Genomic DNA, 14858 nt, shown 5'->3' on the forward strand with positions numbered 1-14858 from the left:
GCAGGCCGGTGCGAGCTACAGTTTCGGAGGCGTCCACAGCACGGGATCGTCCGATGGTGCCATCTTCGCGAGGATCACCTCGTCGAAGACGTTGGCGGTACCCCACTGATCCTGTTCCTCGAGGCTGGTGCCCCACACCTTCGGAGTCCAGCCGTGCTCTTCGTCGATGACCTGGAGGGCGGTGGTGTACTCCATGACGAAGCCGCTCGACGGCTCCTGGAAGTACGAGTAGGTGTTGTCACCGGCGCCGTGGCGGCCGGGGCCCCACAGCGGCTGGTGTCCGGCCCGCATCATGCGGCCGGTGCCGCGCATGAACTCGTCGATTCCGTACAGTTCGAACGAGACGTGGTTCAGGCTGGTGTTCTTCGACTGGGCGAAGGCGATGATGTGGTGCCAGCGACCGGTGCGCATGAAGCAGAAGAAGTCCTGGAGCCAGTCGGAGATCTTGAAGCCGAGGATGTCGCCGTACCATGTGATCGTCTTCTGCAGGTTTGCGGTGTTGAACACGACGTGGCTGATGAACTTCGGTCGGGACTCGCCGGCTTCGACTTCGCGGAAGATTCGCTGGTCGACCTCGGCGGCGAGTTCGATGGCGCGCCCGTCGCAGTCGAAGAAGATGCATGAGTAGCCGCCGCCGAAGTCGCCGCGGTCACCGGGTTCGCGGATGATCTGGGCTCCGCTGTCGGCGACCCGCTTGGCGAGGAAGTCGACGCCGGCGCGGTCGGTCACATTGAACGTGGTCAGTTCGATTCCGGCGACATCGTTTTCGCGGAGTTTGATGGCGTAGTTGTCGGCGCATCCGGTTCCGAAGTAGGCCTTGCCGTCATCTTTCGTGACTAGGTCGAGTTGCCAGAGGTCGCGGTAGAAGTTTGATGCGGTGGTGAGTTCTTCGACGGCGATGGTGACCGAGCGGACGTGCGTGATGGGATGGACTGGGGGAAAGGACATGTCTTCTCCTGGAGCTGAACTGGGAAATGAGTGGTGTCGTCACCAGTTGGTGGCGATGTACTTCGCTTCCATGAACTCGAGCAGGCCTTCGTGCGCGCCCTCGCGACCGAGTCCGCTCTGCTTGACGCCGCCGAACGGTGCCGCGGGGTCGGACACCAAACCACGATTGACGGCGACCATGCCGGCTTCCAATCGGCTCGCGACTGACAGGGCGCGCTGCAGATTTCCGCTGTAGACATAGGCCGCGAGCCCGAGGTCGGTGCTGTTGGCCGCGGCGACCGCCTCGTCGTCGGTATCGAAGGCGATCAACGACGCGACCGGTCCGAAGATCTCCTCGCGCACGATCGCCGATTGCGGGTCGACACCCACCAGGACGGTGGGAGAGTAGAAGGAGCCACTCGAGATCGGCCGCTGGCCGCCGGTCAGCACCGACGCACCGTCGGCGACGGCGGCGTCGACGAGTTGCTCCACCTTGTCGACGGCCTTGTCGTTGATCAGTGGTCCGCACTCCGAACGCTCGCTGGTACCGGCGCCGACGCGCAGTGTGCCCATGCGTTGTCCGAGGCGACCGGCCACCTCGTCGATGAGCGACCGGTGCACGTAGATGCGGTTGGCCGCGGTGCACGCCTGGCCACCATTGCGCATTTTCGCGAGCATCAGTCCGTCGACCGCCTCGTCGATGTCGGCGTCCTCGAGGATGAGGAACGGCGCGTTGCCCCCGAGTTCCATTGCCGTCTTGAGGATCGAATCCGACGACTCGCGTAGCAGTGTGCGGCCGACTTCGGTGGAGCCGGTGAACGACAACGCCCGTACGCGTGAGTCATGGAGCATCGCGGAGACGACCTGTCCCGCCCGTGAAGTCGTCACGACGTTGATGACGCCGTCCGGGACGCCGGCTTCACGGCAGATCGTCGCGATGAGCAGGCTGGTGAGTGGGGTCTCGGTCGCGGGTTTGAGTACCACAGTGCAACCGGCGGCCAGGGCGGGCGCGATCTTGCGTGTCGCCATCGCGGCCGGGAAGTTCCACGGGGTGACGAGCACTGCTACGCCGATCGGCTCGTACTCGACGAGTATGCGGTTGGCGCCGTTCGGGGAGGTGCTGAGCTGACCGACCGCGCGGACCGCTTCCTCGGAGTACCACCGGAAAAATTCGGCGGCGTATGCGGTTTCGGCCCGCGAATCGGCGAGCGTCTTCCCGTTCTCGGTGGAGATCAGTTCGGCGATGGACTCCGCGCGGTCGGTCATCAGTTCCCAGCATCGGCGGAGGATTTCCGCGCGTTCGCGCGGACTGGTGGCACGCCAGGCGGGCAGGGCGGCCGCCGCGGCGCCGACCGCGTCCAGTCCGTCCTCGATGGTGCCGTCCGGGACCGTGGCGATCAGCGCGCCCGTGGACGGATTCAGGACGTCGATCGACTCCCGGGTGCGTTCGATCGGGTGTGCGCCGATGACCAACTCCCGGGGCAGGGTGGCGGAGTTGAGCGACATGAGAAGTTCCTTCTTTTCTGAGTCCGGCCAGGGTCCGGTGGCTGTCGTGGGATGGATCGACGAGGGTTAGGCCGGGTTGCGGCCCACCAGGAATTCCTCGTCGAGTGAGGTGGTGACGTCGAGGCCGGCCGCGACCGCCCCGGCACGCAACTGCTTCATCTGCCCGTCGTTGATGCGGGCCTGAGGCGCTCGCAGCGGTCCACCGTTGAATCCGTTGAGCCACCCCTGGTACTTCCACAGGTACCGCGGCACCATCGCGGTGCCCGTGAGTGCCGGACCGACCACGGCCGCGTCGGATTCCCGGATCGGGTGGAGCTTCCAGTAGATCTCCATCGCGTCCTCGAACTTGCCGTCGCGCATCAGGTCGAAGTAGCGGGCGACCCACGGCCCGTAGGCCTCGTAGTTCGACGTGCCCATCCACTGCATGCCGTACGCGGCGTGCCAGGCGGGCGAGTTCGACTCGATCGGGTCCATCACGATCACGTCGTTGCGGTAGCGCTCGAAGATCTGCGCGATGCCGCCGACCCCCGGACCGCCGACTTCGGTCTTGACGGCCACGACGTTCGGAATTTCGTTGATCATCCGGCCGATCAGGTCCGGGGAGAAGTGGCTCGGGTGGAAGCGGCGGAAGTTCCACAGGTGCATCGCGAACAAGATGATTCCGAGGTTGGTGCTCTCGGCGATCGCGCGGGTGTATTCGAAGACTTCCTCTTCGGACTTCGGGTAGAAGGTGAGCGGGTAGGAGACCAGGACGATGTCCGCGCCCAGACGCTCGGACTCGCGCACGAGGGCGATGTTGTCTTCGAGGGTGGGCAGGACCGCGTGTACGACCGTCTGGAGACCGCCGGCAGCCTCGTCGACGGCGATTTCCGTCACCTGCAGCAACTCGTCGAAGGTCGTGCCGCACTCGGCCACCAGCAGTGCGCCCGAGATACCCAGCTCCCTCTCACGCGCGATGTCGTGTCGGATGGCGCGCTCGTTGATTCCCTTCAGATCACTGGTGAAGGTGGGCAGCAAGCATCCGCAGATGCCCTTCATGTTCGCGCGGGCCCAGGAGCGCGCGTCGGTTCGGGAGTAGCTCATGGATGTCCTTCGTTTGTGGGGGCAACGAATTCCTGCGCGGCTGGGGCAATTGCCCTGAGACCGCCCCGATCGTTCGGGCGCGAATGCGGCAGGCAGAAGATGTCTCACCCTCAACCATGTCCAATAAGTGGATATTGGAACCGATTAGTGGATATGGCGACGGTAACACTGACCCCGTGGCCCGTCAACGGTCGTTTCGGCGCTCCCCGTGGCCGGCTCGCGACCGGGTCCAGGTCGCGGTCATTGCGACACCGGTCCATTCGCGACGGGCCGACCCTCTGCGACCGTCCATGCGGAACGCGCCTAGCTGGGATTCGCGTGGCGCGTATGTCGTCCCGCTCGGCAACATCGAACACCCATCACGTGCCCGCCCCTCGACCGCGCAGCGGCGAACTTCGCATTGGGCCCGGCGTCGCATCGGCGGCCACGGCGCGTGTTGACAGTTTCCGTGTGGCGTTGTTAGCGTCATCACATCCACCTAACGGACTTTATATCCACTATATGGATACGCCGTCTCGAGGTGTTTCAATCCACTCCTGATAGGGGTCAACCAGATGACACGTGTTACCGCGGACATCACTCGCGTGAGCCGCCGTTCCTACTGGGGCCGAGACGAATTCGAGTCCGAGATGGAACGAATCTTCGGACGGTGCTGGCTGTTCGTCGCCCACGAGAGCGAGATTCCCTCCCCCGGCGATTACGTCACCCGAAAGCTGGGAGGCGAGGACGTCATCGTTGTCCGAGACGAGACCGGCGACGTCCGGGTCTTCCTGAATTCGTGCACACACCGGGGCAATCAATTGTGTCGTGCCGACATGGGCAACTCATCGCACTTTCGGTGCAGTTACCACGGCTGGACTTTCTCCAACAAGGGCACGCTACGCGGAGTGCCCGAGCGCAAGCAGGTCTTCGACGCGGATTTCGACAAGAGCGAGTACAGCCTGGTCGGACCGCCGAACGTCGACGTCTTCCACGGGCTGATCTTCGCCAGCTGGGACCCGGACGCACCCTCGTTGCTCGACGAACTCGGAGACATGGCCTGGTATCTCGAGGCCGTGCTCGACAAGGCCGGTGACCTGCAGGTCGTCGGCCCCCCGGCGCGCGCCCTGGTGCGAACCAACTGGAAGCTCGGCGCGGAAAACTTCGCCGGCGACGGCTATCACCTGGGCACGACGCACAAGAGCCCGATCGATCTGGGCACCTATCTGAACACCGAGGCTTTTCCGCAGCTCGACGACGTCTCGATGGACGCGATGCGTGGGCGATGCATCGTCGCCGGCAACGGGCATACGCTCCGGGTCCAGCACTACGGACTGGAGTCCGATGCCCCGGTGTTTCTCGGCTACCCGGAGAACCGCTGGTCCGACATCGCGGCCGGACTCGACCCCAGGCAGGCCGATCTGATGTCGAGAATGTCTGTGCTGCACGGCAATGTGTTCCCCAACCTGTCCTTCATCGACGCAGCAGCCCTTTCCTCCGGTGACGACACCCCGGCGGTGTCCTACGTGCAATTCCGCCAGTGGCAGCCGGTCGACGAGATGCACTGCGAGCTGATCATGTTCGCGTTGGTCCCGAAGTGGTACGACGAGCAGCAGCGCGAGCACTCGCAACGCGCGAACCTCCGCATGGTCGGTCTCGCCGGGATCTTCGACACCGACGACTTCCAGAACTGGACATCCATCGCCGACATGAGCCGCGGCCGGGTATCGCAGTCCACCGATTTCGTCTACGCCGGCGGAGTCGGTATCAAACCGGCCGACGATGTCGACTGGCCCGGCGCCGTCTACGAGGCCGATCACTCGGAGGTCAACCAGCGCGAGCTGTTCCGCAGGTGGTCCGAACTGCTCGGCGACGACAGCACCTGCACACGCACGGCGGGAAAGGCAGACCGATGCTGAGCGACGAACGTATCGACGCCGCGGATGCGGACGACGCCACCTTTACCAGCGTAAGCAGGTTCTACGGCCGGGAGACCGCGCTGCTCGACGCACACGACTACCCGCGGTGGATTCCGCTGCTCGAACCCGAATTCGTCTACCGGATTCCCGTCACCATCACCCGCGACGACCCGTCACAGCCACCTTTCGTGGCCGGCGCGTACCTGCTCGACGAGTCCCGCGACTCCCTGGCCAACCTCTGGGCGAGGCGCCTCGAACCCGAACACATCGACTTCTCCTGGGGGGAGGTCCCGCTCCAGCGGGTGCGGCGATTCGTGTCAATCCTCTCGGTCACCGACACTGAGCGCGCGAACGAAGTGTCGGTCGCGTCGAATGTTCTCATAACCGTTGTCCACCAATCGGATCCGGTGGTGATAACCCCGGCCGGACGACAGGACGTCCTGCGTCGCCGCGGCGACGGATGGGGCCTGGTGCAGCGGACGGTCCAGCTCGACGAGAGCGTGGTCCGGCTGCCGCACCTGCGAATGGTGATCTGATGTCGGCTCCCCGGACACACACGAAGGACGACTCGGCCGCGCCGAACGCCGGTGACGGAACCGTCGCCGTCGAATTCACCGTCGTCAACGAGTTCACCGCCGTGCGGGTGCGGAAGATCCTGACCCGCAACGGGCAACGGCTCGAGATCACCTCACTCCGGCTCGACCACCAGATCCGTCTCGACGCCCTCGCCCTCGAGGCACTGAGCTGGCAGAACGAGGACACCATCTCCGCCTACCTCGACCAGCCGTTCGGCCCCGAGGATCCCCCGACCACCGAAATCGGAAAAGAGAACAACTGATGCTGCTACTGACCGACGAGCACGTGCAAGCCCTCACCCAGATGCCCGACCTCGTCAGCGCCATCCGCGAGGGATACCGCACGCAGGCCCGCGGCGGTACACAACTGCCCGACCGCATCAACCTGGAGTCCACACCGGGATTCTTCCGGCTGATGCCCGGTGTGTCGGACGGCGCGGGCTTGATGGGCTTCAAGGTGTTCAACCAAGTCTCCGAAGGTGGGGTCCAATACCTGATCGGCCTGTTCGACGAGCGGACCGGTGAGTTGCTCGCTCAGTTGGACGGCGCATACCTCACCGCTGCCCGCACCGGAGCGACCACCGGAGTGGCAGCGGGGTTCCTGGCACCGCAGACCGGTGTCGAGATCGGGGTCATCGGATCCGGCCTGGAGGCCGAGACGAACCTCGAGGGAGTCTGCGCCGCCCTCGACGTCAAACGGGTCCGCGTCTACAGTCCGAACCCACAGCGGCGCACAGCATTCGTCAACCGAATGGCCGAACGCCTCGACGTGGACGTCGTCGCGGTGTCCGATCCGGCCGAGGCGGCCGCCGCACCGGTCGTCGTGGTCGCCACCAACACCGGCGCCGGAACCGGACGCGTCGCCCTCGAGGGCAAGTGGCTCACGCCCGGGACCACGGTCCTCTCCATCGGATCCACCATGCCCTCGCTACGGGAGATCGACACCGACGTCGTCGACCGCGCCGCACTCGTGGTCAGCGACGCCCCCGACCAGGCCCGCACCGAGTCCGGAGACCTGCTCGCCGCCGACGAGAAGGGGCTCCTCGACGGCAAACTCGTGGCACTGGCGGATCTAGCCGGGGGCAACGTGCCTGCCCTCGACGCCGGCGCGATCACCGTGTTCAAGTCGGTCGGCACCGCCTTGCAGGACCTGGTCGCGGCCAAGGTCGTCTACGACCGAGCCGTGCAGAACGGAATCGGGACGTCGGTGGATCTGCTGCGCACCAAGAAGCCCGCGGGAGCATGAGCGCCATGGCGAATTGGGCCGAACGCGTGGCCGTGGTGACCGGCGGCGGCAGCGGAATCGGACGCGCTGTCGCCACCCGCCTGGCCGACGACGGATACGCGGTCGCGGTGATCGATGCCAACGACGTGGCCGCGAAGCGTACCGCCGAGATCGTCTCCGGGACGGGCGGCCGCAGCATCGCCTACGCCGCGGACATCACCGACGAGGACCTCGTCCGTTCGGTGATCGGCGAGATCACCGGTGACCTGGGCGAGATCGACGTCCTGGTCAACGCCGCCGGAATCTTCGACCAGAACCTGACCTTCGACGAGCTCACCGCCGGCACCTGGGAAAGGGTCCTGCGGGTCAACGTCCTGGGTACCGCGAATGTGATGCGCGCGGTCGGAACGCTCATGGTCGAACGCGGCCGCGGCGCGATCGTCAACATCGCGTCGTCGGCCGGGCTGGTGCCCCGCGGCGGCGGGTCCGCCTACATCGCCTCGAAATACGCGGTCGTGGGCCTGACCCTGAAAATCGCTGCGGAGTACGCCGGTCGAGGTGTGCGCGTGAATGCCGTCGCCCCCGGGTGGATTCCCACCGACCTGTTCACCACCAGCGCGGCCGCACTCCGGCGAGCCGGGGGATCAGTCCCCGACGAACCCTCACCCGTCGGAGGCAACATCCCGATGAACCGACCCGGAGATGTACGCGAGGTAGCGGCCGGAGTGTCGTTCCTCGCCTCCGCCGAGGCCGGCTACATCACCGGTGTCGTCCTGCCGATCGACGGCGGATACCTCGTCGGCTGACTGCCCCTTGTGCCGTGCCACACGGCACCACTCGAGAAGGAACGAACAATGTCACAACCCCACTCCCACCCGCGGGCAATCGCGGCCGACCGCAACAGCGAGGTGTAGCCATGCACGTCACCGCCGATGCCGGCAAGTGCCGTGGTTACGGTAGCTGCATGCTCGAAGCCCCCGAGGTCTTCGACCTGGACGAAGACGAGAACAAGGTGATCCTGCTGCAGGAAAACCCGCCCGAATCTTTGCACACGAAGACCGACAGGGCGATTCGGTCCTGTCCCGCCAAGGCGTTGGGAACCCGCGATGAGTAGGTTTCAGCGCATCGTTGTGGTCGGCGGCTCCCTCGCCGGCATGAACGTGATCCAGGAACTGCGGCGCCTGGGATACCTCGGCGCCATCACCCTCGTCGGCGAAGAGGACGTGCGATCGCCCTACGACCGCACCGAACTGTCGAAGAAGTTACTCACGGGCACAAGAGATCCGGACGATCTCTTCCTGCTGACCGAGGAGGAGATAGGCGAACTCGACCTCGATCTTCGCCTCGGACGCCGGGCCACAGCGCTCTCGCCCGACCCTTCGCGGCACACACTCACCCTCGACGACGGCACGGTTCTCGAATTCGACGCGCTCGTCGTGGCCACGGGTTCGAGGGCGCGGCGCCCAGCTTTCATGGGTGACCTCGCGGGTGTCCACGTTCTCCGGACGCTGCCGGATGCTCTCGCACTCAGATCCGAATTGGACAGTGCCCGAGACATTGTCGTCGTCGGTGCCGGGTTCATCGGCGCCGAGGTGGCGGCGAGCGTGCGCGCTCGCGGGCAGTCGGTGACTCTCGTCGATCCGCAACCGACCCCCTTGGGCACCGTCCTCGGCCCCATCGTGGGCTCCCACTTCGCGGACCTGCACACCAGCCACGGGACCAAACTCGAACTCGGTGTGGGCGTCCAAGAACTGGTAGGTGACCGGCGCGTGACCGGGGTCAGGCTGACTGACGGACGACTTCTCCCCGCTGATCTGGTCGTCGTCGGAGTGGGCGGTTCCCCAGTGACCGAATGGCTCGACGGCTCCGGCGTCGAGGTGAACAACGGCGTCCTCTGCGACGATGGCGGGCACACCAATGTGCCCGGTATCTATGCCGTCGGCGACGCCGCCCGCTGGTACTCCGACTACTTCGGGGCACAGGTACGCAGCGAGCACTGGAACAACGCGACCCTCCAGGCGACGGTGGTGGCCGAGAACATCATTGCAGCCGAGAAGAAATCGACGTTGTGCGCCGTGCCCAGCTTCTGGTCGGACCAATACCGCAAACGCACCCAGATGGTTGGGTGTCCCCGACCCACGGACGAGGTGTGTTTCGTCAGCGGCGGACCGGGCGACGAACGATTCGTCGCCCTCTACGGTCGCGACGACCGTGTCACCGGCGTCGTTTCGTTCAACTCCCCACGTGGGTTGATCAAATACCAGCACCTGGTCGCCGAAGGAGCGTCGTGGTCCGCGTCCACTGCGCTCGAGAACATCATTTCAACTGATAGCGGCCATTGACGGCGGTCGGGTCCTTGCATCTCCCCAATTCCGTTGGGGAGAGATAGATTCGGACCAACCGGCAGAGACCTGAATCACAGTGTGGTGTGCGGCCGTGATGACCGTCGGATCACAGACCCTCAGGTGTGTCCTGTCGGATCTCGCAATCTCCCGCTCAGCTGGCTATCCGGCAGGCATGGGCACCGATGGAAGGAACCCCCTTGGCGACAATTGACGGTAGCGACGTCTACCAGGCCCGATGGCGAATGCTCGCCCTGCTCGTCCTCGGCTACATCAGCCTGACGTTGAACTGGTTCAACATCGCGTCGGCCTTCACACCCATCAGTGAGGACCTCGGCGTGAGCTTCGAGCAGCTCGCCCTGCTGATCGCGCTGTTCGTCCTCGGCTACGGGGTCGCCCACGTCCCGGGCGGCATCATCGCGGCCCGGCTCGGGATGAAACGCACGCTGGTCCTCGGAATGGTGCTGCAGGGGGCCGGTGCGGCGCTGTCGGGTGTCGCGGTCGGTTTTCTCGATCTCGCCCTGTACCGGGTGATCGCCGGTGTCGGCGCGTCCATCTTCATCGCCGTCGCTGTCGCCGCGGTCAGTGTGTGGTTCCGCGGCCACGAGATCAACCTCGCACTGGGCATCGCGTGCGGTGCGGCGTTCAGTACCGGTGTCGCCCTGGGTCTCTACGCGTGCATTTACCTGACCGACCTCGCGGGATGGCGCGGCATGCTTGCGATCTGCGGCATCGTCAATATCGTCCTGGCGGCGGCGGTTGCCCTGTGGTTCTACACCCCGCGCGGCGTCGATGGACTCCACGGCGGCCGGATCAGCCGCGCCGGCCTGGTTCGGGCGCTGGTCGACAAGCAGCTGTGGATCTACGGCATCGCGATGCTCGGCGTGTACGGCGCCTACTTCACAGCATCGCAGCTGTTCAGCGAATACGCGGTCGCGCAACGCGGCTTCACCCCCGGCCAGGGCGGTCTGCTCGCCGCGATCCTGGCCCTGGCGGGAATCCCCGGAAGTCTGGTCGGCGGCAAGGTCGCGGACCTCATCCGCAACTACCGAACCGTCATCGTCGTTCCCCTCCTTCTGATGGGGGCACTGATCGCCACGATCCCCGTCGCCCCCGATGCCCTGCTGTGGTTCATCTCCTTCGCGATCGGGTTCCTCTTCGTCTTCAGCTATCCGGCCTGGCTGGGTGTGCCCGCGGACCTGTCGAGGATCGATCCCGAACAGGTCGGCACTGCGGTCGGCGTGATGCTCACCCTCGCCGCGGTCGGCGGGTTCGTCGTCCCCGTGGTGTTCGGGAACATCGTCCCCGCTCACGGTTTCGCGGCCGGCTGGATTGCGGTCGGAGCGATCTCGGTGCTCACTGCCCTCGTGGGCCTGCTGGGCATGAAGCGCGCCGCCGAGCCGGTCGAGGAAGACCGGAAACTCACAGTCAGCTGACTGTGCACCTACCACCTCCACTGTCGCACTGTGAGATCCAGAGTGCGACCAATCGAGAGAAATGAGGAAGTAAGCAGATGAGCAGAATCATCGACATCTCCATGGTCACCGACGGTGACCCCACCCTGGAGGGCAAGGGAGTGGTGTTCGAGCCCCACGTCCTCGGGGCGCAGTACAACGAAGAGCACTACGACATCGATCCGAATCATTGGCCCACCCCTGGTGCCGCGTTCGCGGTCGAACATATCGACATGAACTCGCACACCGGCACACACATGGACGCACCGTGGCACTTCGGCCCGGTGATGGCGGATGGGTCGAAGCCGAAGACCATCGAGGAGTGGCCCCTCGAACGGTGCATGGGTGACGGGGTCGTCATCGACATCAGTGATGCCGAAGATGGCTCGGAGGTGTCCCTCGCGGAAATTCAGCAGAAGCTGAAGGACATGGACTACACGATCAAGCCGGGCGACATCGTCCTCACGATGACCGGAAACGACAAGTACTGGGGAAAGCCGGAGTACACCACCCGTGGTGGCGGACCCAGCCGTGAGGCGCTCAAATGGATCCTCGAGCAGGGCGTCACGGTCGTCGGAACGGATGCGTGGAGTTACGACCGTCCGTACGCCGCATGGGCCGCCGATTACCACAAGCACGGCAAGGACCCGAAGTACCTGTGGCCCTGCCACCTCCTCGGCCTCGAGATCGAGTACGCGCACATCGAGAAGCTCGCCAATCTCGACCAGTTGCCCCCACACGGGTTCAAGGTCATCGCGCTGCCCATCAAGATCGCCGGCGGCACGGCGGGATTCGTTCGCGCTGTCGCCATCGTCGACGAGGACTGACCGATGACCACAGTGAGCGACGACATGAAGTACGTGACCGTGCCCGGGCTACAAGCAGATGCTGCGTGGCATTGGGCGGCGGAAGCCGGGAATCTCGTCTTCACCTCGGGAGCGGTTCCCCACGACGAGTCCGGTGACATCGGCGAGGACCTCTCGGCCGCGGCTCAGGCGGACCGGGCGTTCGCGAACCTCGAGCGTGCCCTGCAGGCTGCGGGCAGTTCGATGGACCGCATCGTCAAGATCACCGGCTACCTCACCGACCCGGAGTCTCTGCCGGAGATTCGTACGATCCGCGACAAATGGATCCCGAACCGTCCGCCGTCGACGTTCGTCTACGTCGCCGGCCTGGTGGATCCGCGGATGCTGATCGAGTTCGAAGCGATCGCGGTCAAGAGCTAGACGATGCCGGTAGGTCTTTCTCTTCGGCGACACGGAGAAGGCCTACCGGTTCCGCCAGCCCATCAGCTGAGACAGGGACTGGGCGAGCCCGAGAACCTCGTGAAGCACGAGATCCCGCGGCGGCATCTGCTCGCGGTAATTGGCGATCGACACCGACGCCGTCACCTCGCCCGCCGCATTCCGGATCGGGGCCGCAATCCCACACGTGGCAGCGGTGACATCCCGGTCGCTGGAGGCATAGCCATCGGCCACGATCTGCTTCAGCTTGGCACGCAACTCGGCGGGATCTGTGATCGTGTACTCGGTGAATGAACGCAGCGGCCCCTGGACATAGGAGTCGATGAACTCGTCGGGGCAGTACGCGAGCAGAACCAATCCGCGGGCTCCCGTGTGGAGTGGATAGGCACGATACGTATTCGCGTAGGACAGGGTGGGAACGGGAATGCGAGGTTCGACGCTGGCAATGGCAACCGACGAATGCCCGTCACGCTCGGCGATCTGAACGAAACCGTTGATCCGATCGGCGGCCGTTCGCATCAGCGGTTCGCTCGTTGTGAACAGGGGATGATCGCCGAGGTAGGCGGAGCCGATGGCGAACATCCGACGACCGACGTAGTGCAGACCGGTTGTGTCGTCGCGCCTGACGAAGCCCTTGTCGCGAAGATAGGTCAGTGTGCGGTGCGCAGTTGCCCATTTCGCTCCGGTGGCTTCGGCCAGTTCTTTCGCCCGCATCGGCTGTTCCGCGAGCAATTCGAGCATGTGCATTCCACGATCCATGCTCTGCATCGTGGAATTCTCGGACTTTTTCTCGGGCTCGTGCGCGCTGCTCACGCCCAAAATATACCATGTCCCGGTTTCGAAATGGATTCCGGTTCAACCAGGCAGGGATTATTCGACGTCGTGAATTATTCCCATGGACCGCGGCGCTATATACGAGAAAAGGAAAAAGAATTGAAAACGGTACGCCGCACGGGGTTGGTCGCCCAGGTTGTCGATGGGTTCGAGGACGAGATCGTCTCGGGACGGTGGGCTGTCGGAAGCCGGATCCCACCCGAGTCGATGTTGGCCGAGATGGTGGGAGTCGGCCGAAACACCGTGCGGGAGGCAGTACAAGTCCTGGCGCATTCGGGGATGCTCGAGCGACGGCAGGGTTCGGGCACCTACGTGTTGTCGTCCCGGCGGTGCCTGCCGGTAACCACGACCGGACCGAGTGCGGTGCCTCCGGAGGACGTCCAGGAATTGAAACGTCTCCTCGTGTCCTCGGCGTGTATGGCGGTCGCGGTGCGCGGTGACGCGGAGGATATCGAGTCCATCCGGAAAAAGCACATCGAATGGGCGGCGTCCGCGGAAACCGCATATTCGGATCCGGACGCCGTCGACATACTTTCCCGGACAATTATTGTCAGTACCCGGAACCGGGCGGCCGAAAAGTTATTCGATGCATTGCCGTATATCTCCGATAGGAAACTGTGGAACACGAATGGGGATATCGAGCGCGCATTCCGAGGAATGCTGAAGGCCTTGTTCTCCGGGGACCGGATCGGGGTGGCGTTGGAAGGTGCGTCGTTGACGGTCCGCATCGCGACCCCCGGGCCGCACCCCGCCGACCGTCCGTGGCTTCGGTGACTGCTCACAGTTGCTCGGCCAGTCGGCGAACTTCGCGGCGAAGCCATCGGTGCCCGGGATCGTCGGAATGGCGTGGATGCCAGTACATCATCTCGGTGATCGGGGCCAGCGGGACCGGCGGCTCGAGCAGTCGAATGCCGGCACTGTCGCGGAGCGCTCGCGCCAGACGCTCGTACAGCACCGCGACCATCTCCGTTCCTTCCAGTAGGAACGGTGCGGCGACGTAACTGGTCGTCGACGCTTCGATACGTAAGGGCAATGAGATGGCGTCGAGCTGGGTCTCGGCGAAGGACGGAGGGATGCCACCGGTGGCGGACAGGTGGGGAAACGCGCTGAACTGCTCCCGCGACATCGTCTCACCCACAACGGGATGGTCCGCGGCGACGACACAGACGTGCCGGTCGGTGAAGAGGGGAGTGCCGGCGTAGGTGGTTCCCCCGTGACCGACGATCTCTCGCGGGATGATCACCACATCGGCCTGCGCCTCACGCAGTGGATCGAAGTAATTCGCCTGCGGGGGAGCGATATTGATCCGTACGTTCGGCGCTTGGTCGGCGGCCGTTCTGACGAACGAACGGAGTAGCACGAGAGTGACATAATCGCTTGCGTGGATCGTGAAGGTGCGGGTATCCGTGGCCGCGTCGAACGGTGCACGCACGGTCACCAGTGTCTCGATCGATCCGAGTATGTCGTGGACCAGGTACGTGAGGGACTCTGCGAGAGGTGTCAGCGTCATCGACGACCCGTCGCGCACGAGTAGGGGATCGTCGAAGAGTTTTCGCAATCGCGACAGTGTGCCACTCATCGCCGGTTGCCCGACCGAGAGTTGCTTCGCAGCGCGAGAGACGCTCCGCTCCGAGAGGAGGGCGTCCAGGCCGACGAGAAGGTTCAAGTCGATTCGGTTCAGTTTCGTCTGCAACTCTCGTCACCTCTCCCGCCGTCGCCGGCAGTCGATCATCATTCGAAATGATACCTGCCATCGGAAAGATGTGGCCA

The 14858-nt window shown here is 64.6% G+C and carries 16 protein-coding genes; 11 read left to right on the forward strand and 5 right to left on the reverse strand.

Going from position 1 to position 14858, the window contains the following annotated elements:
* Nucleotides 1–15: 15 nt before the first annotated feature.
* From ACLIVD_RS05805 to ACLIVD_RS05815, 3 genes are all read right to left on the reverse strand, one after another.
* The gene (locus tag ACLIVD_RS05805) at nt 16–948 is read right to left on the reverse strand and encodes a VOC family protein (RefSeq protein WP_491932106.1); all 933 of its coding nucleotides are present in this window, start codon (nt 946–948) and stop codon (nt 16–18) included.
* 39 nt (nt 949–987) lie between these two features.
* Nucleotides 988–2433 (reverse strand): NAD-dependent succinate-semialdehyde dehydrogenase, encoded by a 1446-nt coding sequence (locus ACLIVD_RS05810; protein WP_491932107.1) that lies wholly within the window; start codon nt 2431–2433, stop codon nt 988–990.
* A 66-nt stretch (nt 2434–2499) separates the two neighbouring features.
* Nucleotides 2500–3516 (reverse strand): dihydrodipicolinate synthase family protein, encoded by a 1017-nt coding sequence (locus ACLIVD_RS05815; RefSeq protein ID WP_491932108.1) that lies wholly within the window; start codon nt 3514–3516, stop codon nt 2500–2502.
* A gap of 554 nt (nt 3517–4070) precedes the next feature.
* Between ACLIVD_RS05815 and ACLIVD_RS05820 the strand changes: the two genes are divergently transcribed.
* From ACLIVD_RS05820 to ACLIVD_RS05865, 10 genes are all read left to right on the forward strand, one after another.
* Nucleotides 4071–5414, forward strand: coding sequence for an aromatic ring-hydroxylating oxygenase subunit alpha (locus ACLIVD_RS05820; protein ID WP_491932109.1), 1344 nt, complete (start codon nt 4071–4073; stop codon nt 5412–5414).
* Nucleotides 5408–5950 (forward strand): aromatic-ring-hydroxylating dioxygenase subunit beta, encoded by a 543-nt coding sequence (locus tag ACLIVD_RS05825; RefSeq protein WP_491932110.1) that lies wholly within the window; start codon nt 5408–5410, stop codon nt 5948–5950. The genes ACLIVD_RS05820 and ACLIVD_RS05825 overlap by 7 nt, the downstream gene beginning before the upstream one ends.
* Nucleotides 5950–6252 (forward strand): dihydrodiol dehydrogenase, encoded by a 303-nt coding sequence (locus tag ACLIVD_RS05830; RefSeq protein ID WP_283330628.1) that lies wholly within the window; start codon nt 5950–5952, stop codon nt 6250–6252. The genes ACLIVD_RS05825 and ACLIVD_RS05830 overlap by 1 nt, the downstream gene beginning before the upstream one ends.
* Complete coding sequence (locus ACLIVD_RS05835) at nt 6252–7235, forward strand: ornithine cyclodeaminase family protein (RefSeq protein WP_491932111.1); 984 nt, start codon at nt 6252–6254, stop codon at nt 7233–7235. Before ACLIVD_RS05830 ends, ACLIVD_RS05835 begins: the two co-directional genes overlap by 1 nt.
* On the forward strand, nt 7232–8020 hold the full coding sequence (locus ACLIVD_RS05840; protein ID WP_491932112.1) for an SDR family NAD(P)-dependent oxidoreductase: 789 nt from the start codon (nt 7232–7234) through the stop codon (nt 8018–8020). The genes ACLIVD_RS05835 and ACLIVD_RS05840 overlap by 4 nt, the downstream gene beginning before the upstream one ends.
* A 110-nt stretch (nt 8021–8130) precedes the next feature.
* The gene (locus ACLIVD_RS05845) at nt 8131–8328 is read left to right on the forward strand and encodes a ferredoxin (protein WP_061040642.1); all 198 of its coding nucleotides are present in this window, start codon (nt 8131–8133) and stop codon (nt 8326–8328) included.
* Nucleotides 8321–9556 carry an NAD(P)/FAD-dependent oxidoreductase gene (locus ACLIVD_RS05850; RefSeq protein WP_283330631.1) on the forward strand — a complete coding sequence of 412 codons (1236 nt, stop codon included), beginning with the start codon at nt 8321–8323 and terminating at the stop codon, nt 9554–9556. Before ACLIVD_RS05845 ends, ACLIVD_RS05850 begins: the two co-directional genes overlap by 8 nt.
* A gap of 200 nt (nt 9557–9756) precedes the next feature.
* A complete protein-coding gene (locus ACLIVD_RS05855) occupies nt 9757–10992 on the forward strand; it encodes an MFS transporter (RefSeq protein WP_283330632.1) in 1236 nt (411 codons plus the stop codon).
* Nucleotides 10993–11069: 77 nt separating this feature from the next.
* Nucleotides 11070–11837: a cyclase family protein gene (locus ACLIVD_RS05860; RefSeq protein WP_283330633.1), complete on the forward strand. Its 768-nt coding sequence runs from the start codon at nt 11070–11072 to the stop codon at nt 11835–11837.
* Nucleotides 11838–11840: 3 nt separating this feature from the next.
* Nucleotides 11841–12236: a RidA family protein gene (locus ACLIVD_RS05865; protein WP_283330634.1), complete on the forward strand. Its 396-nt coding sequence runs from the start codon at nt 11841–11843 to the stop codon at nt 12234–12236.
* A gap of 42 nt (nt 12237–12278) precedes the next feature.
* Here ACLIVD_RS05865 and ACLIVD_RS05870 read toward each other — a convergent pair whose 3' ends face one another.
* Entirely contained in the window at nt 12279–13022 is a 744-nt protein-coding gene (locus ACLIVD_RS05870) for an IclR family transcriptional regulator (RefSeq protein WP_491932113.1), read from the reverse strand.
* A gap of 165 nt (nt 13023–13187) precedes the next feature.
* Between ACLIVD_RS05870 and ACLIVD_RS05875 the strand changes: the two genes are divergently transcribed.
* Nucleotides 13188–13862: a FadR/GntR family transcriptional regulator gene (locus tag ACLIVD_RS05875; RefSeq protein WP_283330636.1), complete on the forward strand. Its 675-nt coding sequence runs from the start codon at nt 13188–13190 to the stop codon at nt 13860–13862.
* 4 nt (nt 13863–13866) lie between these two features.
* Here ACLIVD_RS05875 and ACLIVD_RS05880 read toward each other — a convergent pair whose 3' ends face one another.
* Nucleotides 13867–14781 (reverse strand): LysR family transcriptional regulator, encoded by a 915-nt coding sequence (locus ACLIVD_RS05880; RefSeq protein ID WP_283330637.1) that lies wholly within the window; start codon nt 14779–14781, stop codon nt 13867–13869.
* Between the last annotated feature and the right edge of the window lie 77 nt (nt 14782–14858).

It is taken from the genome of Rhodococcus sp. G6(2025) (assembly GCF_058628105.1).